A 20,364-nucleotide genomic window follows, 5' to 3' on the forward strand; every position below is an offset into this window, starting at 1 on the left:
TTCAATCATTTAATTTAAAGTAAAGTGGTTAATTTATAATAAATTAACCACTTCTTGTCTCTCGATCCACTTATCTAATTTGTTTTTTGTATCATCATTTAATCGTTTCCTTTTACCTGATAACATCCTTGAAAGCGTTGAATACGAAATATCTATTTCTTTCGCTAACTCACGTATACTTTTATTATTCTTCTCTTTATACGTGTTCATTTTTTCAATATAGAACTCGATGCTATTTGGAATTTCTTCATTTAGTATACTTATTGGCTTCTCTTCAATAACTGGTGGCTTTTCTTCCATCTCGATGACTAATGGTGCCTGCTGCTTACTTTTCTTAGTAATCAACTCTTGTTGTAGTTTCACAAGCTCATTTGTAGGAGAAATGATTACTTTCAATTTTAACCAGTAATTTTCAAACCAGTTTTTCCCCTTACATTTTTCTTCATCAATTTCGGGAGAGTATTTCCACTCTTGAATTACTTGGTCCCTCATAAGATCATCTAACGTCTTTTCAAAAACTTGTCTTATTAGACTTGGTTTCCTATTCATACTTATCTCCATAACTTGTAATATCCCTTTAGGACCACCGATACTATATGAATGTGTTAGATGTTGATATGATTGTTGAATACGCCAACGCCAACTTAGATATCTGGTTAATCTTTTATGATATCTCTGCTGCTTGCTGTTATACTCCAGTGCTTTCTTAGATAGTAAACCTGTTAGTTTCTCAGAACCGTATAGATATTTTGATAAAAAGCTACCTGGTGTAACGTTCATACTCTCTATTCCTAATGTTCTATCCGTATCAATATCTTTTGCAATAACAATTTCATCCATTACAAATAGTCTTCTAATTCTTTGCTTTTTATAAGCTAATGTTTCGTTTGGATCTTCTTCATTTAAAATCACTATCTCATTATCTTCATTTACATAAATAAAAATACTGGCAAGGGCAGCTAAACGCTCCATAATTTTTAATCTGTCCTCTTTACGATAATAAGATCTGCCGTTCTTGATATGTTTCATATGACACATATCTAATATCTGTTCATAATGTACAGGTACAATAGTCTTATCATTTTCAGCACTCTTTACCCATAGTTCCGTTACAATATCGAGGCAATCCGCTGTCAAATCATCCATTACTCTAGTTAGAAAAGTAGAATCAATTAGCGTATTCCATCTTTTTAGCTCTTCTCTTTGTAATTTCATATCGCCATCATCGTGTGACGATACTACCACTAGACTATTTTGTTTATCCTGCAATTGAGCAATACGTACATTCTTATCTTGGTCATCTGTAAACTTATTCTTAGCAATAGTGTCTGATAAATGGTACATAAACCCTGCATTACTTCGCTCTATATAATCACTCTTAGCCTCTGAATCTAAAGGTAATTCTTTTGCGAAAACAGGCAGTTTAATTCCAAATTCCATATATAAATCGTCTTTTAGACATTCAAAAATTTCTTCCTTATAATTATCTAATTTGGGAAGGATGTCTATCGCAGATAATCCTAAAGCTTCCTTTTTAGAAACCCATTTCACTAGTCTTTCGAAAGTCTGTGACGAATAAGTTGAGTTGTAAATCCTCTGTAGATCTCTTTCTACATCTTGATAGAATTGTTGCCATTTATTTAAAACTTTTTCACTTCCCTCAACACCAGTAAGTAGAGGGTACGCTATATATAAAGTGTTTTGAAATAGTACTTTTAACTTTTCCACTAATAATCCTCCTAATTGCTTCTAATACAATTATATCAATTGCTACTAATCATTCATACCATTCTAAATAGAGTTTCGAAAGTATGTACAAATTTCCAGTCAGTTAAACGGGGTTTGACAAACTGGATCCTTTTCCATATTACGTCTCTTACTTTAAAACATGTAACACTTGTTCGTCATGGTATACTTTTACGTTTACAGACGCACTAGGATCCACTACATATTTGATTCCATAGAAAGTGTCGTTATGCTATAACGGTTTGGCTCCATATCAAATGGCTTTAAAAACAAAAGCAGCAACATAGTGTTATGCTGCTGCCTTTGTTTTTATTTAGAAGAATTTAGGGTAATGCTCAATTGGGTAAAAGTTTATTAACAATATCTTCTTCCATTATTTCAAGTTTATCCCCTCGACTAGTATATTCCAATGATTTGAATATGCACTGACGTACAATTCCATCCAGTGTTTGTAATTCCTTAGCTAGTGTGTCAGGAGGGAGATTTGAGTTACCATGAACTAGGTTAGATCTTATTCCATATAATTTTTTTACTTTTTTATATGTGTCGGGGCTACCGTCTAATAGTCTTGCTGTATACAGTGAGACTCTAAATAATAATTCACCTCTTACAGAGGGGTATAAAGATTCTAAAGCGATAATTAAATCAATGAATTTATCGTCTAAATTTACTTTGTTATGAGCTGATGCTAATCTTTCAAGAGCGATAAGTTGAGTAGGTAATTCATCAATGATTTTGAAGTAGTCAGAAATTAATTGAGTATCCTTAATAGTCATCTTCCCACTTCTCTTTTTGTTATCTACTGCATTAAAATACTGGATGGCTTGAATCTCGCCATAATCAGCAAAGTAACTAAATGTAATGATAGGTGAAAAATATATATGTTCAAGAGTACCATTGTATAAAAGGAGACTCTTAGATAAATTTTCAATTTCACGTACCAATGAATTACTTTCATCTACATTACCTAGAACTTGTTTTCGTTCTAACAATACGCAAGGGCTAGATTCGTGATGAAAGAGTGCATGTCTAAAGCTTGACTTAAAATGTGAGTTAGTCATCTCTACTTTGTTATAAAAATACTCTATGTTTTCTTTATCTACAGGTTTGATTGAGAAATTTGGAAATTGAATTTCTTGATTTTGAATATCCAAATTATAGATTAAGGATATGGTTCTATAAACATATTTCCCCTCTAGATATAATTGGAATTCTTCCATTAATTCTTCGAATATATAATCAATAAAATTAAGTGATTTTGCTTTTACTAAATATGCCAATAAAAATTTAAGAGATGTATCAGTATAATCCCAATCCAAATCTTGTTTAAAGTGATGCTCAATAATACTAAGGTTGTAAGAAGTTAAAGGAACTGTTCTTTCAAGTTCTATTGCAACAACTTCTCCACTGCCATCACTAGCAAGCTCAATTTTTTTTGTGGAATGTTCAAATTTTAAACCTTGTATATAGTTTAATTGCTCCTCAAGGTCAGCTTTTATTTTCTCTTTTGAATTCATGATTCCCCTCCTTTTTACAATCGTACCATATTAGTAAAGTTATAGTGCTATGTTACTTTTTGTTTGAGTCCATTTTTATAATTTGAATTCAAAAGATGTTATTGTCCTTTATGCTTAACACTCGTATTTCCTCTCTGAATGAACGCCACTGCAGTTATTTCTAATGAGAATCATGACTAATCTAGTAAATCCCAAGATCGCTATTTTGTATGCGGCATTTCTATCTCAATTTAAAAATCATGAGAAGGGATCTCTGCTTTTCAAGGTTCAATTTTGGACCTTACGCAAATAACCACAACATCTTTCCCATAATGCGTACCCTTATTGAGAAACATGCAACATCTTTTCCCATGTTGTGTACTCTTACTGTAAAATAAGCAACGCCTTTTCCATGTTGCTTACTCTTACTATGAAACATGCAACACCTTTCCCATCTTGCGTACTCTTAATGCAAAACATGCAACACTTTTCCCATCTTGCGTACTTTTAGTACAAAACAAGCAACACCTTTCCCAACTCACGTACTCTTTCACTAAAATAAGCAACATTCTTCCCGTGTTGCGTACTTATTTCTCACAACAAGCAACACCTAATATTTAAATTATTTAATTTCATGTTAAAAAGAAGCAACATTTTTCCCAAGTCGCGTACCTACCTCGCTAACGAAATTAGTTACAAACGCCGTTATATCAAGTGATTTAAGATATTTAATAAAAATCAAACTATATATTACATAAAAATTCTTTCCCAAGTTGCGTACCTATTTTTCCGAAAAAGAAGCAACATCTTTCCCAAGTTGCGTACCTAAAGTTTATTTGAATACCTATAAAGTATTGATATTAAAGGATTTTCCTTTTCCACGATAAGTAGCATCATACAAAAAAAGAGCAACACTCCTTCCCAAGTCGCGTACCAAAAGTTTTTTTAAACTTTTTCCAAATCCCTTGTGGCTCTAAGTCTCATAAGGTGTTGCTTTTTTAAAAATTCTCTCTTAAAGGGCACATTTTTACAAAATCCGTTTTGATATAATCAAAATTGGAATATTTTATAGTCTTTTGGCATATATTTCTGAATTTGTAGAACGGAGGTGAAAAAGATGGGGAAATCATTTGTAATACGAAATCAACGTAGCTTAAATGGGGAAACCACCAATGCTGTGTTAGTCACACTAAAATCTTGGCAAAAGTTTGTGGAAACATTTGAGGAGAAGTACTACAGCTATAAAGATACATATTTAGAAGATATTCTGCAGCACATGACATACGAAGAACGTATTGCTGATGTAGAAGGTTTTGTCGAACAAGCTAAACCATCTTTTTCACGTCGTGCAATGTCTGCACTTGCAGAAAAAACAGGAAGAAAACATAAATTATACGGTATTACGAATGCTGATCTTGAAGTATTCTTGTACCTACATAAAAAATGCTATACAAATGGTGTCATTCCAAATGTAACAATACATATGATGTGGGAAGATTACAAGCAATATAAAGAAGAATTTGCTTATATACAACACTCTCAATTCTATATTGCATTAAAGAAATTAAGCTTACATAACATTATCTCCATTGAAAATGGAGTTGATGGCCGTTATACAATCAAACTCACTCATTTTATGAATGAGGAAACAGAAAAAGCAAATCCATACGTATATATTAGTCCTGTTGTATTTACAAAGGCTTTCTTTAAGCTATCTGTAGCAGCTAAGAAGCTATTCTTAGATATCGCAATGCAACAACATACAGAAACAACTTTAAAGCGCTCTTTGGACAAGCAGGACGAAAGAGGAAACAAGACTCACTTTGGCGGGATGTATCGTTTCTTACATAAAAAATATCCGCATCAAATCCGTGCGGTTATCGAAGAATTAACAACTGCATTACCATGTACGGGTAATCCCCTATTCAAAATTTGTAAAATGCAAAAAGGTGTAAAGCATACCAAACGATATACAACATTATATCTCTCTATCCATTCGGACTTCTTATGTACGAAAGAATCTGGAGAAGAACAACACAGGGATCCATTTACACCAAAAGCTACCTATGCTCGTAAAGCAAAATTCATCGAATCAGTTCTACAAGAAATGAATATCGGTGAACTGTCTTCAGACATGAATAAGTTCATTCATGTCTTAAAGCATACTTGTCATCGTCAAATTCGCAGTGTGATTCGTGGACTTCGTGACATGGTTGATCGAAAAGAAGGATATCCAACGAAAATTGTATATACATTGAAAAAATTATTGCATCAAACATCTCAATATCAAATTCTTGATACTGCGGCGAAAGAAGGCATCTACCCTCTTATTGCGCAACATGTACCAAAAGAGAGAAATAGTGACCGTGAACAAGCCGTCTTTAATTTTGGTCTACATTATTCCATGTACTCTCTTCGCAACATTAAGAAGATGTTTAAAAATGTGCATACACTACTGAAGCAGAAGTTTGCGGTACCAGTGACGGAAGAGTCTTATCACCGTAATTATCTAAAATACCAGGAAGAAACGTTATTTAGAAAATATGCATATGATCAGGGAGTGAATCTCCATGCATATATCGCTTTAGAAATTGAAATGCGTGAAAAATTAAAAGTTCGTGGCCATAAAGAACGCACGATTCCAAGTGATGTACGTGAATGGTTTATCGAGGCAATTGATAAGCTGCCACAAGAAAAACTTCGTGTTATTGAGCTACCAAAACAGTTTAATTTACTAGAGTTTATGCGTACATTCGAACGTTTAGTACGTGCTGGTGTAACAATAACAGCTCCAGATCAGGTGCTAACCGCAATGGAAATAAAATAATAGCAACGAGCTCTCTATTTTTGAAAAAATCGAAATTGGAGGGCTATTCGTGTTTGTTTCATTAACACCCCTTTTCTACTACTCTATTTATAAATACCAAATCAGAAGAACTTCATGTAAAATGGAGTCTTTTTTTATACATTTCTATACAAATCCTCTTCTACCTATAGAAGAATCTCCACACTACATATTGAATATTCTTCACGTGTAGTAAAACATCCGATTTTATATCTACAAAAAATCAGAAAGATATTTATAAAAATAGTGGATATGAGGACAAATATGATCAAATGTGAATAATATTTCCCCAATACCCTTGAAAATACTAGTGTCGTTGCATTTATCTAATAAAAATCATCAATAATAATGTGAGTTATGTGTAAATACTGAGTAATGTTAACAAATAGCTACATTATCTGAACAAATTGTGGATAATTGGACGCTAAACACTGCTCCATTTACCAAAATAAAGAAAATAAGCCCTATTTACATGGTTGAATAAATATAATGTGATTTGTATCATTTTCTTTCTGATTTCATGTAGAAAAATATAATTTTCTTTCTGCTTTTTTGTAGAATTGAAAGTCTAATAATCATTGAATCTACGAATACATTTTCTGCTATTTATGATTTTTTACGTTCTTACATCAAATTTCGCCTTGTGGGACTAAGTCATTTCACTATTTTTGATAACCTATAAAAGTCTTATCTTTATTTCTTTTTAATATATAAGATATATATTTATAATAGATTTTATTATTACTAGTATTATTGTTAATAAGATATCAGACCTAATTGAAAATATTTATTAATTCAGTTATAATAATGGTAATTAAACATATCATTACCCACATACAAAAGGACAAACCTACGTATCCCTACCAGGACGAGGTTTGTCCTTTTTTCATTTTATAATCAATTAATAATAGGAGGATTAAACATGGTCGTACTAAAGAATACAACTAATATAGCAATGAATGAATATAACGAAATTAGATTTTTTAAAGGGTTTTTTTGGGGATTATTATTTGTACTCCCTTTTTGGAGTATTATGATAGCCTTATTCATTTGGCTTTGTAAATAATAATCAACATATCAAAAATGCAAAGGGTTGTTTGTCCGTTTGCGTTTTTGATATGCCAGCAACCGTGCGTAGCAGAGGGCGGTAGCAGGTCTTTCACCTATTTTCTGTTATAATATACCCAAAGAAATTAGGTGATTATAATGAATGAGGCAATTAGCTTAGAAGAAACATTAGAAGCTTTTTCTGCTTATTTAACAGAAAAAGGTCGAAAACACTCTACGATCCAACGTTATTCATACGATATTAAGGATTTTCATAGATGGTTAGAAGTAAATGAGATACTTTCACATATCAAATCATGGCATGAACTATCTGGAGAAGATTATCAAACATATTTTTCGGAGTTAGAAAATAAGCGGAAATATTCGCAGAAAACAAGGCACAGAATATGGGTGGTTTTAAAGAAGTTACATGTATTTTTAGGAATAGTTAGCCCATTAAATGGTATTCACCTTTCCTTAATTCCGGATCAATCACTAAGTGATAGTGATTTTATTACTGAAGAGGAAGAAAGGCATTTAAAACAAATTGTACTATCATCAAAGGGGTTAACAGAAAGACAAGCAAAGTATCGCTTCTTAATTATGGATAGAAACGCTTGTATAATCAATTTAATAGTAAACTACGGTTTATCTTTACAAGAGCTTGTATCGCTAAATATGAGCCATATACAGTTTGCTAGAAATAGTTTAATTGTCCCAGGGGAAAATGGTATGACTAGATCTATCTCTTTAACGGGAGAGGATACAAAACAACTATATAAATATTATAAAACGATTCCGGAACCAGTAAGGCCTCGACAATATACAGATAATCCTTTGTTCATTGCATTTGATTTTAATAGGGGGACGTATCGATGGGTGTACGAAAATGATGCTCCAAAGGCTTTGTCTGAGGTTGCTGTACAAAAGATGATACGGCTGGAAGTTAAACGTGCTGGGATAAACAGGCGTATTTCTGCACAGCAGATGAGGAACACATTTATTCTCTGTCTTATTAAACAAGGAATAAATGAAGATGAATTGGTAAGTAGAATGGGATTCAAAACTAAGATATCCCTAAAAAGATTCTATCAGTATTTAGAAACAAAATTGTACATCCTAAACAGAATAATTAACATCTGAAAATGCAATTAAAGAAAGGAGATTAAGATGACAAAAGAAGTATTTCAAATAAGTCTTGATCCTACAATTCTTGAAATATTAAGAGATAAAGTAAATGAGCAACAAAACATAACCATAAATAAAAAAGATGGTGAACACCGGGCGTGGGATAAAATATGCGCTATTATGGATAGACTTGATGATACTGTTGATTATTTAAATGGACTTAAATTAAATACAGGTAAATATTCTAGAAGTGCATTTGATTTCTACGATTTTTTAAATAATGCATCTGTGGTTGTGGATTGTATAAAACAATTAGCAAAACTTTTTGATGTGCCGGATGAAAAAATAAAAACCTCATCAAATATTTTTAATCAACTAGGTAGAGACGAGCTAGGTACGGATGAAAGATATTTTGAATACATACGTTCTTTGTGCTCAGTTCATCCAGTAGAAACAAGTAGACACAAAAGGTATCAAGATAATAAATTTGAATGTAGTCCATTTGTAATGTGGAGTAATGAATTAACAAGTTACGATGATAATTGTGATATTTATGCGGTGGTTTATACAAATAAAGATGAGGATTCATTCAAAAGGGTTAAGATATATATTTCACAGATATTTGAATATGTAAGAACACGTGTAGAATTTGTTAAAGAAATAACGGATGAAATTGATCAATACCAAAAAGATATTATTGCTGGCTTTAAACAGAACACTATTAAACAAGAAAGCGAATTTAATACTTATATTGAGTATCTAAAAAATCTAGATAAAGAGCTTAATAATCGGTTTGGTTCAGAAAGAATTTATTCCTTTGATTACATTATTAAATTATTCGAACTAAAACTATCTAACCTTGAAAACCAACATAAAATGAATTTGTATCTGAACGCATTAAAATATGCAATAAATTTTGAACATAATAGTATGCAGAATATGAGTTATGAAGGATTCGAAAATAATGGATTAATATATGCTAAAGAAAACCTAGAAACCTCTCTATATATTGAATTACATTCACTTAATAGCAGAAGTGCCGAAAGAAGAAAATACAGCTATAACTTGGAGAAGATTTACTATTTATCTTATGATACAGGTTACAATGATAAAGAATGGGCGTATACACAGTTAAAAGGCGCACATACATTTCTAGAAAAGTATGTCACATTCCAAGGTGCCCAAAGTGACTTTGAGCATTATGCATTAGTTCAGATAGCATTATACTTTGATTGTCTAGAGAATAAATGCTTAATAAATAAGAATATACCTAACGAATTAAAATACCGAAGAAGCTTGTTATCTAATGAGGAGTGAAATGAGTTAGTCTCTTATAAATAAAATACCTTCCTTTTTAATAAAGGAAGGTATTTTTTATCTACATCAACTATTCCTTATCCTTCTTTTCGGATTTAATAATTATTTCATTAAAATGTTCTTCTTTATTCTCTTCTATGTATTTAATAAGCTCTTTAAATTCCATTATGATCGCCTCTTCCCGTTTACTTTTAGTAATTGTTCTAATTCGAAAATAGAAAACATCTCAATTTGCAGAAATCCTTTTAGAGCATTCCAAAATCCCTCAGACTCATGTAATGATACCTCAAGAATATTTTCCCACGTATCAATTCCAACCTCATTATATTGAGGATCGTCTCCATTGAGACATGTTATATCTATTATAAATGAAACTGGTTCTTGTATAGTATTTTGATGAACTTCAAGTGAAGGAACCCAATTAATCGGGGTATGTATGTGCATAAGATTATCTAAGCATTTTTTTAGTATGATATTGTCTCCTATACAATGTACTTCACCGGTCCTGGTATCCATAATGACTTTTTCATTCGCATGTACTTCTCTAATATGAGAAGGTACTTGTTCTGCATATTGTATATATATCCTCTGAAATCTTTTGATGGCTTCACTTGTAGATGTCGCATGAAGGAAGCTTATTTTGTGTGCAAAATTAATTTCCAATATGTATAGGCGCATAATGGATCATCCCCCTATATTCTCTCTATATTACTTGATATAATGTGTCCTCTTACTGTTGAAATAAAGAAAGTACCTATTGTAAAGGCACTCTCTTTAAATATATCTATTACTTATATTATGCTATCAGAAACGTCTCGTTAGCTAAATTTTTAAGTATTTTTGCAAATAGATGGTTTGTCTCCTCAGATAGTAGTTCCTCTGTTTCTAGTAATCTAGAAAGTCTATTTGTAAACTCTGCAGTATACAAAAGTTTCGTACTAGATTCTTCTTTTTCAAACAGTGGCTTGTCCTGCATAGCTTGAATTAAGAGTTGAATAAGCAGCTGTTTCTGTTGTTTCTCTGTCTTTCCATGGTACATGTCCATACCTAACCAAGTTCGTGCTACACGTTCTGCATCCCTTGCATTAGTTATGTCCATTCTAGATACAACAAAGGTTAGTTTATTCCATGTTAGTTTTGCAGAATCACTTGAATAATTTGAAGGGAAAAAGAAAAAACTACGCTGCGTAATTCTTTGTCTTTCATTTATCCAACGAAATAAATCTTGCTTCCCTAAATGAATATCTGTCTCCACAAAAAATACAGGGAATGGAGAAGTCGTCTTTTCTTCATTTATTGTACAATCGGGCTTGAACACAAGTTCACCAAGACATGCGTGATGTATTGGCTCCAATTCATCTCGATATACTCTAATCCCATCGGTGTCATACCAACCTTGTAATACTGCCTCAATTTCTTCTTCAGATATAAGACTCGTATTCATTTGTTGTTGTGTATAAAGTAGGTATTCTAAAAGAATTCTTCTACCTTCTACAGTAAGTCCTCCTGGTGCATAGTCTCCCATTTCTGTACGATCAAACATAATATAATTATTTTCAATACTATTATGAATGGAAAATAAGTCTGAATCACCTTTATTTTCATTTCTAAGGAGCGTTTGCAGACTACGTCTATTCATAACATTACGGTAGCGAATATCATTTCTAATGGACCGTAAGAAGCTTTTCCATGATTGTAGATAAGCATAGTCCGTATACCCCTCGCTTATTAGCTGGGTTAGCATTTTGTCCTCACCATTCATCATCAGGCACGTCCAGCATCCACTACGTGAATTTGCAGCTCCACAAGCATTTCCTTGCTGCTTTCCACCTGTTTTTATGCCGCATTCAAACATAGCCTGTCCATACTGTATACTCATTTCTTCCACATCTACACCAAAAGGCAGAATCCCTCTATCTAAAAGTAGCATCCAGACTTCATCACCAGTTAAAAATTTGACCGGATTAAAGCAGAGAATATTTTTCATGTCATTATGACGTGAAAATAAGGAATCATTACTTATCTCATGTTTTTGGATACTGTGTCTTCTTCGAGCGCTCTCTTCATTACGAACGGCGAGCATGAGCACACCATCATACGCATCAAAGCATTCTACTAGATTTGTAGTTTGAGATTCTATTAATATTTCTTTCATTTTTCGCTGCATAGGTTTTACTTTGAGCGAATCAGTGCACCATCTCAATCTACTATTACCACTTGGTGGAAGAACCCCTCTACCTATCACTTTATACCAATATGATTCTTTCATTGATGGTTGTACACTATGAACAACGAACGGAAGATTTTGTTTTTCTGCATTTTCTTGTATCTTTTGTAATGTACGTGAGATATATGCAGTCATAGCTGGTGTTTCTACCTCTACTTCTGAAGTTAGGATATGAATTGGTTTTGTACGCTCTTCTTTTGGCAGTTCTGCAATTGCATCCCAGAGTAATGTCAACATAGCAGAACTATCTTTTCCTCCGCTGTAACCTACAAAACAACAATTACGTGATAAATAGACTTTCTTCATTTCTTCTTTAATTTGTGTATAAATGTCTGTCATTATATTGTTAGCTCCTCTTTTTTAGATAGAAAAAGAGAGAGTCCTTTTGTATAGGCACTCTCTCTTATGTATATCCTCTATTTTAATCAATTACGATTTCATGTATATTCAGCTTATTTAGCGTTTCCTTATAAAAACTCATTACTTTTTGAGCATGTTGTATAGCCATTAATCCATCTTGAACAGTAAGTGCTTCAAAATACGGATAACGAATGTCTGTAGCATAACCATTCAGCTGCACGCACTGATCTAAAATCAATGAGAATTTCTCATCTAATTTGCGACACGATTTGTGCAGCATTAAAAGGTTATGAGTTTTAGGGACTGTTCTACCGTTTAGTGCAAGAAATCCTTTTAGAAGTTTCTCCACACATTGTTGACTATGATAGCAAATAATTGCGGTAGGGAAAGGTTTCATGTGAGTTAAGTAACTAGCAGAATCTAAATCAGATTTTGCGATAAATACCCACTCTTTTAGATCCTCAGTATTTTTCATATAGGATCTTCCCATCTTGTGCAATTTTATGCTCCATGGTTACATTGCGGTTAGCACGTTCTTGAAACTCTTCAGGTCCATACACTAAAATATCAACTGGTGTTTCCATTACATCGTAAATACCCCAATTGATACGATTAATGACTTCCCTTTTTCTTGCTCCTACACCTTCCACAACAATACAAAGATCAAAATCACTGTCTTCATTTGGTGTGCCATAGGCATGAGAGCCAAAAAGGATGATTTTTTGGACAGAAGACACGGTTTCACGAATTTTTTGTACTAATAGGTCCAGTTCCCGTTGTACTTCTTCGTTAATCCGAATCACCTCTTGGATAATTGAATTATATTGACGTTTGATTACATTATACATGCGTTTCTCTCCTCCTAGCTATTACATCTTTATTTTTATACTTCTCTCTTGTTTTCCAACGTTCTGTAATGCTTGATAACATTCGTATACCTGTTTGAAATCTTGTAAGAATCCATCATCAGAGATACTATGAAATCCTTTGAAGTTCTTTCTACACCAATATAAGAGGCTAGATTCGTCCTTAGCTAAAAAAGAATCCGGATTGAAATGAATCAAAGCCTCTGCTAAACAAGCCAGAAGCAATGGTATTATTTCGGAATCATGCTTTGATAAATCCAGTACAGATACAACGGTATACTGTTTATATTGGTAGTATTGTAGAACACCATTACACATGTTTGTCGGTGCTAATGTACGTTGTAATTGGGTGGAATCTAATTGATACACTCTCATTTTGTCCCCTCCTATATCACTACTCCTCAATCGGTGCAGCTTTCATAAAAGCCTTTTGAGCTTGGAAGATGATATAGTGATTCGATACGGTACCTTCATCAAAGAGTTCGTTGACGAATTGTGCAACAGTCATGGCAGCGAACTTATTTGTAATTACGCGCTGTGGTTCTGAAGCAGCTAATTCGGAACAACTTAATTGACTTGGAGCCGTTTCCTTTTTCGTAAAAGCATCTGGAAATAAGTCTCCAAGCGGAGAAAGAATAATTTCGCCATTCAGTTTAATCCCACATACTGCTTGACCGTTATAACCACTACTTTTATAATCCGCTATTTGTTGAGATGTCCAATGTCTTTTATCTACTTCTCTCCAATTATCAGGAACGGTTACAGCTGTATTCCCTACATCGATGTAAATAAGATTATCCGATTGATGGAAGAATTGATGAAAGACCTCACGAGAAAACATATTATCTACTGCTCCAATCACAATTGGCAGATACAAAAAGTCGTCTTTATGTTGTTTTTTTAATAAATCGTATTTATTACCAAACAACTGCTGCATTGTTTCTATGTCTTCTATGTACTGTGACGTATAGGAAGAGATAGGAACGTTATAGCCAGCTTTATATCGACGAGCCAGTACCTCCGCTTTGTATTTACCAACATCAGGTCGAATAAAGAGTTGATTTCCAAGGTTCTTGGTTTCAATTATGTCTGGATCTGCAACTACAATTTCTCCATCTAATTGGAAAATACTCATCATTTGAGCAATATGTTGTAAAATTAAGCCTCCGTTTCCTCCAGCACCTACTAATACAATATGCGGTACAATCTTCTTTCCTTCTGCAATATCAATAACAATACTCATTTTATATCCCCCTAATTTTCTTTTGATTGTGTATTCTCTAAATTTCGTAGAAATGGAATTGATAAATTTGTAATCCTATGCACGGTATACAAGTCAAATGAATGCATCAATAGTATCGATGCAGCATGAACGACTCCTTTCTCTTGCACAATGGATACAGCATATTGAAGTAAATTCACCTGCTCAATAAGTGTATGTACATATACTTGATGCGCGTTTAAATCAATATGGGTATCTTTCCCCTGTCCTTCTAATGCTTCATATATGTGATTCATCTCTAACTTGCACATAAATTGAAATAGCTCATAGTCATGATGTGTTTCCTCTACTACTCGTTCACTCTTTGTAAGAAGTAACATGAAATGTTTTATCTTTGTAAACATCGATACGTGAATTGTTTTTAATGTTGTCATAATAAAAGAAGGAGACATGAAAATATGTCTCCTTTACGCCCCCCTGTGTATTTATTTTAAAAGTGTAATCCCGCTTAAATCGTAATTTTGGCTTATCCCTTTCGTTGCATATTCTCCTGCAAATATAAAGTTAGGGTTAATAGAATGAAATTCCCCATCGATACAAGTGCGTACACGCAGTTCAGGGAAAACATCCTCTATTCTGCCGATTATTGCATAAAGAATAGGAGCCCGTTCACTTTGATCATCTAAATCACTTGGTTCAGCAGGAAAACGATGATGACTGTGTATCTCCATTACTTTCATAGCGATAGACTGCATCTCTATATTCGTTTCTGGAATTACAATTTCAGTTGCTACCTGCTGTGGTGGAAAATCCATAAAATAACCACGCTCTTTATTGAAATAGATATCAGCATGCAATTCGCAATCACATTTACGAGAAATGGACTGTGCAATAATAATAAAGTCCATTAATAGAGTCCTCGGAATAAAATCCCCAGGTAAAAAGTGATCACGCCAAGTACTTAGAAAAGAAAAAGGACAATCTGAAATGGATTGTCCCTCTACAGTACTTGCTCCTTTTGCGCCGACAGTTAAAATCGGAATTAGTGCATTTGTATCTTCGTGATGTTTAATGACTGTTAAGTCTTTAACGAACGAAGGATAACGTTGCTCTAATTTCACGCGAATGTCCTCTGCCTCTATTTTTCTTACATCTGTGGAATCTCCATTTTGAACAGCAATTCCATGTGTGATTTCCTCTTCTGTAAACCAATCTACTAACGGTATATCTCCAAATACTACGTGACGAACAACCGTTGTTGTATTGATTTTTTCTAGACAATCTGTAGCTTTTGAAGCCTTAGGTTTCTTACTCGTTTTTGTCTTATTCTTTGCTTGTTCCTTTTTTTCTTCTTTTTTAACAGTGGCTTGCTCTGAAGCAGTTTTTTTCACTGGTACTGTTGTTTCCTCTACTTGTTTTTCCATATCAAAAAAATCGAATAAGTTTGTCATAATAAAAAATCCTCCTAGTATGTTTGCTTATATATAGTCCTGCTATTTTCAGAAATTGGATTTACCTAATTACTGTCTACCAGTAACTTATTTTCCATTAAAGTTAATGGCCAAAGCGGTAAATCATTGACTCTTTTGCCATCTGAATTTTGTGTAATACCCTTCTCGTTTAAAAACTCAATAATTCGTTGTCTTTCTCTCTCAATTCTCAATCGTGTTTCATAATCTAAATACACCGTATTTCCTCCTTAGCATGTTGGATCTAATGTTTATAACCTAAACTCCAACAAAATTATTATTCTTAATAAGTACTCCCCAACTTCTAATAACCAATCACTCTAAAGAGCGCTAATTAAAAAGTCATTTCCGATTCTATTAAAATAGAATCATCAAAACTTTGGTTTTCAAATCGTTTAAATAACTCTCCTACTGGTTCCGTATGAGTGTTTGTAAGGTCATGGTTGAATGAACTTGCAAAGAATAAAACATGAAATGTTTCTAAATCTTTTAAAGTCCGGAATTTAGGAATCATAACTCTACCCGTACATACAGATCCACTAGCATGAACATTAGAATAAGGAAATTGGTATAACTTCATTCCTTCTTCTAACTCCATGTCTTCTTTTACAGCAAAGACAGAGATATTTGTAACTCGTTTTTGATACACCGTATAACGGAATAATAGACGTGGAAAGCCTACTTGTTGAAACGGTCGTTCAAAAAATTGAATATCCCACTGAGCCTTTGGTACTTCAATCCAAACAGCTTGTTTATCACCACTCTTAGATAACACCTCGTGTTTTACACACCCTTTTGGGAGTACACCACTAGAGTAATGGGTATTATCTTGGGTACCTTGCTCCATCACTTCTTTTAAAGCTAAATAAAAGTCCTTAAAAGTAACGGCAGTTTCACCACGCGATAATTCATTGTTAAATTGTTGAATGGTTACAATTCCTTTTGGCTCTAAAGCATCAAATATTGCTACTGTCTTCATGTGTTGGTTCCCCCTGCGTATAGATTGTTTCCAATAAATCTAGTAACATCTCAAATTTATATGGTCCGTATAATGGTTCCTCGCCATAATAGAGATAAAGAGATTCTTCATCAATTTGGTAAGAATACTTTACTGGATAACAATCTATTAATTTAGAAATTTTTTCTTTATGTTTTGGTGATATGCCTTCTATTGTTTCAGCTATAGCACCCCATGTGTCCTCTGCTACTTTCTGTACTTCCTTTAATGGTATGTCGAATAGTGTAGAGAGCGTTTTATACTCTTCTTCTTCAATAGGAAAAGCTTCTAAGCCCATCTCTTCGATCATGTCCGTCCCTAATTCCACAAATCCTTCTTCATGGTCTAATTCATAAATATTCTCTTGCTCTAAGTACACGGGAGAATACTGTGTTACATTAATCGAAAGCGAATGCATTCTTTTAAAGTAATGTAAGTAATGAAATTGACACGGATAAAAGCAAGATAGATTTATGTGTAACAGGTTCATAGAAAGTAAGAAGATAACAATCGTATCTGTGGATTCTACGTCCTCCCAACTTAATGTTTGATTTGCATCTAAAAAGTCCACACAAGTTAGGATTTTACCGATTGCCTCATGAGAGATTTTGTTGAAATCTATCTCTATATCTTTAGAAAGGCTTTCTAATATATATATTTCCTCTTGGTATCTTTGTTTAATTTGTTCCAGATTTACGATGCTATAAGTTTTATTTAACTTAATCCATAGCAAATAGTACGGAACTGACATATGCGTTTCCAAACCAAATAATTTTCGCACTACAATATCACCTCTAAAGGGTTCTTTATTTATACATTCCTCTTACTAACCATTTGAATTTCTTCAAAGATACAAAGTATCATTTCAATTCGTTTGATTGCTGGAAAGTATGTATCATCGTCATAGAAAAGGAAAAGTTTCTCCTCATCAGCTTGATAAAGCATACGAATATCAAAACGACTTTGGATAGAATGAAAAAAACTTTGATCCGTTATCTTGATATTGGAAAATATCTCACCAATGGTACTCCATGAATTCTTGACAATGTCGTTTAATTCATCCATGGAAATATGAAATAGATTCGAATATTTGATAAGGTCATTCTTATCGTCGTTATCTACTTCTTCGTGACGTAATTTCATATCCTGAATTAAGTCATCACCCCAGCTTTTAAATGAATCCTCACAATCGTGTTCTTCGAAATTATCTCGTTCTAAATATGTTGGAAAATAATCAGATACGGGAATTCCTAGTCTATATTTACGCATAAAAAGTTCTAAAATATATAGTTGCGATGAATAGAAGCAAGAAAGGTCAATATCTAATGAATTTTGCACAATCATAATAATTTCTAGTAGTAATTGTGAATCAATTAATTCATTTGAAAAATTTGAGTCTTCTTCTAAATAGGAGACAGCAGCCATTACATGATGAATGGAGCGTTCTGAAATTTTACTGAAGTCTATTTTTCTATAGTTCTCTAAGCAATCTAATATGTAAATTTCTTCATGATGTTTCTTATCTGCAAGTAATTCATGCAGTAAGTGATCATTTTTTTGTATTTTTAACGAAAGTAGATACTTTCTTACTTTCTGCTGATTGTATGTAAATAATAATTTCATACCTGGTTCCCCTTCGTCTTTTCTCGGATCATTGCCGCAAGACGGATTATAATTTCATAATAAGAAAGTACCCATTCATCAAATGAGTACTGTTCATAACCATCCTCTAGAAATTCAATCAAAATATGACTGGGATACGCTTCACTTTGATAGGTGTTAAACGAAAATTCATGGAACACGAATTGAAAATCGGATTGTGTTATATGTTTCGATCCTATACATAGATAGTAACCAGCTGTGTCGAAGTAACATCCTTCCGCAGCCATAGAACTAATATCCGAAGCGAAATTTGAATACATGTCTTCTGAGCTAAATAACGTCCCATCTAACAGGTCTTCTTCAGTTCCGAAGGCAAAGTGACAAAATATACGTGTTTGCTCGTTAAAACGCGCAAGCGACTCGAATAATAGTTCACTTGTTATATGCAACCTGTCCCTGTGAAAATCATTGATATTGATTAAGAATGGGATGTTATATTTGCGAATTAATTTTTGTATGCGTAGCATCCGAATGTATACTTTCATCTCATTTCCCTGATTAAATAAATATCTCATCTTCTAACCCCTGCTTTTCTACATCTTCTAGTTGTTCAGCGAAAAGATGTAAATGTAGCATTTCCTTTAATACACAATCTGGGCCACTTATCCGAAATGAATTACCACTATAAAACGTGACATAATGTCGTAGCTGCTCAAATTGCTTTTCAAATTCATCTATATGTTCTAATGGTATGTTTTCTAAATCAGGAATTTCGTTCGCAATAAATCCATTTATAATCGATTCAAAAGATTGACGAAGTTCTTGATTATTATGAAGGACTTCTTTTGACTGTAATAAGTCAAAGAAGTCACTGTTATTCATACTCATTTTGCTTCCCCCTTACACACGAACCGGTAGAATTAACTGCAGATTAGAGTGAGTTGTATCCTCTGCTCCCACTACCACGATAGGTCTCTGATTACTAATCATTTTTATCGCGATTGTTTCAGAAGATATCGTTTGTAATGCTTGCAGCAGATATTCCACATTACAAGCAAATGTAAATGCCTCTACTTGATTACATGGAATTTCTACACTTGCAGTACCTACTTGAGAATTTTGTGGTTTAAGGTGAATGCTTTCCTTTCCTTCTGACGCAAGCACGATTAGTGAAGAAAAGGCAGAAAGCTGTTCCAACGTGTTTTTAAATTCTTCACGTGATAGTTGTATTTCACTTTTGAACTGGTCGGGTACCATACGTGCCGTATCAGGATATGTACCAGCTAGTAATCTAGACTGATAGATAATACTTTCGCCACGTATTAACAGCTGTGTATCACTAATGAGCTTTAAATGTAAATTTGTTTCACGATTAAAGAGCTTAAGAGCTGTTTTAAGAGACTTAATTGGTAACACGACTTCACCATCTTTTGCGATAGTGATCTTTGTACAATCAAAATGTAAACGGGCCAAACGGTGAGCATCAGTTGCTGTACTAAAGAACTTATCATCTACTGATTTTAAGTTCACACCGGTTAGGATCTTACGTGTATCCATTGCAGGAATAGCATGTAATGTTCCATTGGCCATTGATACAAATTGTTCTTGCGAAAGTGAAATCCAGTCTTCCCCTGCTTCAATTTTGATTTCAGGATATTCTTCATGATCCATGGTACAAAAGCTAAACTGTTTCTTCATACTTTCTACAATTTTCAGCTCGTTGTTTTTATGTTCTAAACCAATGAATTCACTCTTGAATTTCTTAATCGTTTTAAGGACCGGAGCAGCTGAAAAAAGCACTTTCCCCGGTTCAGTACAATCCCCACTGTTTACATTAAAGCGAGTTACTAATGTCACTGTTTCTGTACCGTCTGAACCCATTAGAATCATTCCCTGTTGGTTACAATCTAATAAAACACCTTGTAATGCTGGCATTGGGTTTTTAACGTTTACAGTAGCACTAGCTTTCTCTAATTTTTCAATAAATAAAGTACGGTTAATAGTAAATTTCATAATGTTTCCCTCCAAAAATGTAATAAAAA

The 20,364-nt window shown here is 33.4% G+C and carries 21 protein-coding genes and 1 pseudogene; 5 read left to right on the forward strand and 17 right to left on the reverse strand.

Going from position 1 to position 20,364, the window contains the following annotated elements; translation table 11 throughout:
* Positions 1 to 33 precede the first annotated feature (33 nt).
* Together AC1DKZ_RS16755 and AC1DKZ_RS16760 are read right to left on the reverse strand one after the other, a co-directional pair.
* Positions 34 to 1,728 carry a helix-turn-helix domain-containing protein gene (locus AC1DKZ_RS16755; protein ID WP_476996664.1) on the reverse strand — a complete coding sequence of 565 codons (1,695 nt, stop codon included), beginning with the start codon at positions 1,726 to 1,728 and terminating at the stop codon, positions 34 to 36.
* Positions 1,729 to 2,081: 353 nt separating this feature from the next.
* Positions 2,082 to 3,263 carry a hypothetical protein gene (locus tag AC1DKZ_RS16760; protein WP_476996665.1) on the reverse strand — a complete coding sequence of 394 codons (1,182 nt, stop codon included), beginning with the start codon at positions 3,261 to 3,263 and terminating at the stop codon, positions 2,082 to 2,084.
* A gap of 145 nt (positions 3,264 to 3,408) precedes the next feature.
* On the opposite strand from AC1DKZ_RS16760, the pseudogene AC1DKZ_RS16765 reads away from it, so the two are divergent.
* The 5 genes and pseudogenes from AC1DKZ_RS16765 to AC1DKZ_RS16785 form a co-directional block, all read left to right on the forward strand.
* A pseudogene (locus AC1DKZ_RS16765) lies at positions 3,409 to 3,563 on the forward strand (LysE family translocator); the annotation flags it as partial.
* 796 nt (positions 3,564 to 4,359) lie between these two features.
* Positions 4,360 to 6,069 (forward strand): hypothetical protein, encoded by a 1,710-nt coding sequence (locus AC1DKZ_RS16770; protein WP_476996666.1) that lies wholly within the window; start codon positions 4,360 to 4,362, stop codon positions 6,067 to 6,069.
* Positions 6,070 to 7,009: 940 nt separating this feature from the next.
* Positions 7,010 to 7,153, forward strand: coding sequence for a hypothetical protein (locus AC1DKZ_RS16775; protein WP_002139780.1), 144 nt, complete (start codon positions 7,010 to 7,012; stop codon positions 7,151 to 7,153).
* 140 nt (positions 7,154 to 7,293) lie between these two features.
* A complete protein-coding gene (locus AC1DKZ_RS16780) occupies positions 7,294 to 8,277 on the forward strand; it encodes a tyrosine-type recombinase/integrase (RefSeq protein WP_476996667.1) in 984 nt (327 codons plus the stop codon).
* A 27-nt stretch (positions 8,278 to 8,304) separates the two neighbouring features.
* Entirely contained in the window at positions 8,305 to 9,579 is a 1,275-nt protein-coding gene (locus tag AC1DKZ_RS16785; protein WP_476996668.1) for a hypothetical protein, read from the forward strand.
* 165 nt (positions 9,580 to 9,744) lie between these two features.
* On the opposite strand, the gene AC1DKZ_RS16790 is transcribed toward AC1DKZ_RS16785, so the two are convergent.
* From AC1DKZ_RS16790 to dnaN, 15 genes are all read right to left on the reverse strand, one after another.
* Positions 9,745 to 10,257: a hypothetical protein gene (locus AC1DKZ_RS16790; RefSeq protein ID WP_476996669.1), complete on the reverse strand. Its 513-nt coding sequence runs from the start codon at positions 10,255 to 10,257 to the stop codon at positions 9,745 to 9,747.
* Between the two features lie 118 nt (positions 10,258 to 10,375).
* Positions 10,376 to 12,145 carry a phosphoadenosine phosphosulfate reductase domain-containing protein gene (locus tag AC1DKZ_RS16795; RefSeq protein ID WP_476996670.1) on the reverse strand — a complete coding sequence of 590 codons (1,770 nt, stop codon included), beginning with the start codon at positions 12,143 to 12,145 and terminating at the stop codon, positions 10,376 to 10,378.
* 82 nt (positions 12,146 to 12,227) lie between these two features.
* On the reverse strand, positions 12,228 to 12,641 hold the full coding sequence (locus AC1DKZ_RS16800) for a HEPN domain-containing protein (RefSeq protein WP_476996671.1): 414 nt from the start codon (positions 12,639 to 12,641) through the stop codon (positions 12,228 to 12,230).
* Positions 12,628 to 13,014, reverse strand: a complete 387-nt coding sequence (locus AC1DKZ_RS16805; protein ID WP_002166852.1) for a nucleotidyltransferase domain-containing protein — start codon at positions 13,012 to 13,014, stop codon at positions 12,628 to 12,630. Before AC1DKZ_RS16805 ends, AC1DKZ_RS16800 begins: the two co-directional genes overlap by 14 nt.
* A 21-nt stretch (positions 13,015 to 13,035) precedes the next feature.
* Complete coding sequence (locus AC1DKZ_RS16810; protein WP_219375128.1) at positions 13,036 to 13,407, reverse strand: hypothetical protein; 372 nt, start codon at positions 13,405 to 13,407, stop codon at positions 13,036 to 13,038.
* A gap of 19 nt (positions 13,408 to 13,426) precedes the next feature.
* Positions 13,427 to 14,275 (reverse strand): ThiF family adenylyltransferase, encoded by an 849-nt coding sequence (locus AC1DKZ_RS16815; RefSeq protein WP_476996672.1) that lies wholly within the window; start codon positions 14,273 to 14,275, stop codon positions 13,427 to 13,429.
* Between the two features lie 11 nt (positions 14,276 to 14,286).
* Positions 14,287 to 14,688, reverse strand: a complete 402-nt coding sequence (locus AC1DKZ_RS16820; protein WP_476996715.1) for a hypothetical protein — start codon at positions 14,686 to 14,688, stop codon at positions 14,287 to 14,289.
* A 51-nt stretch (positions 14,689 to 14,739) separates the two neighbouring features.
* Entirely contained in the window at positions 14,740 to 15,705 is a 966-nt protein-coding gene (locus AC1DKZ_RS16825) for a hypothetical protein (protein WP_476996673.1), read from the reverse strand.
* 65 nt (positions 15,706 to 15,770) lie between these two features.
* Positions 15,771 to 15,941, reverse strand: coding sequence for a hypothetical protein (locus AC1DKZ_RS16830; protein ID WP_476996674.1), 171 nt, complete (start codon positions 15,939 to 15,941; stop codon positions 15,771 to 15,773).
* A 116-nt stretch (positions 15,942 to 16,057) separates the two neighbouring features.
* The gene (locus AC1DKZ_RS16835; RefSeq protein WP_476996675.1) at positions 16,058 to 16,702 is read right to left on the reverse strand and encodes a hypothetical protein; all 645 of its coding nucleotides are present in this window, start codon (positions 16,700 to 16,702) and stop codon (positions 16,058 to 16,060) included.
* Positions 16,680 to 17,501, reverse strand: coding sequence for a hypothetical protein (locus tag AC1DKZ_RS16840; protein ID WP_476996676.1), 822 nt, complete (start codon positions 17,499 to 17,501; stop codon positions 16,680 to 16,682). The genes AC1DKZ_RS16835 and AC1DKZ_RS16840 overlap by 23 nt, the downstream gene beginning before the upstream one ends.
* A gap of 29 nt (positions 17,502 to 17,530) precedes the next feature.
* Entirely contained in the window at positions 17,531 to 18,343 is an 813-nt protein-coding gene (locus AC1DKZ_RS16845) for a hypothetical protein (protein WP_476996677.1), read from the reverse strand.
* Positions 18,340 to 18,897, reverse strand: coding sequence for a hypothetical protein (locus AC1DKZ_RS16850; RefSeq protein ID WP_476996678.1), 558 nt, complete (start codon positions 18,895 to 18,897; stop codon positions 18,340 to 18,342). The genes AC1DKZ_RS16845 and AC1DKZ_RS16850 overlap by 4 nt, the downstream gene beginning before the upstream one ends.
* Positions 18,881 to 19,210 (reverse strand): hypothetical protein, encoded by a 330-nt coding sequence (locus AC1DKZ_RS16855; protein WP_476996679.1) that lies wholly within the window; start codon positions 19,208 to 19,210, stop codon positions 18,881 to 18,883. Before AC1DKZ_RS16855 ends, AC1DKZ_RS16850 begins: the two co-directional genes overlap by 17 nt.
* Positions 19,211 to 19,222: 12 nt before the next feature.
* Complete coding sequence (gene dnaN / locus AC1DKZ_RS16860) at positions 19,223 to 20,335, reverse strand: DNA polymerase III subunit beta (protein ID WP_476996680.1); 1,113 nt, start codon at positions 20,333 to 20,335, stop codon at positions 19,223 to 19,225.
* Positions 20,336 to 20,364 lie beyond the last annotated feature (29 nt).

It is taken from the genome of Bacillus sp. 05T21 (genome assembly GCF_056396785.1).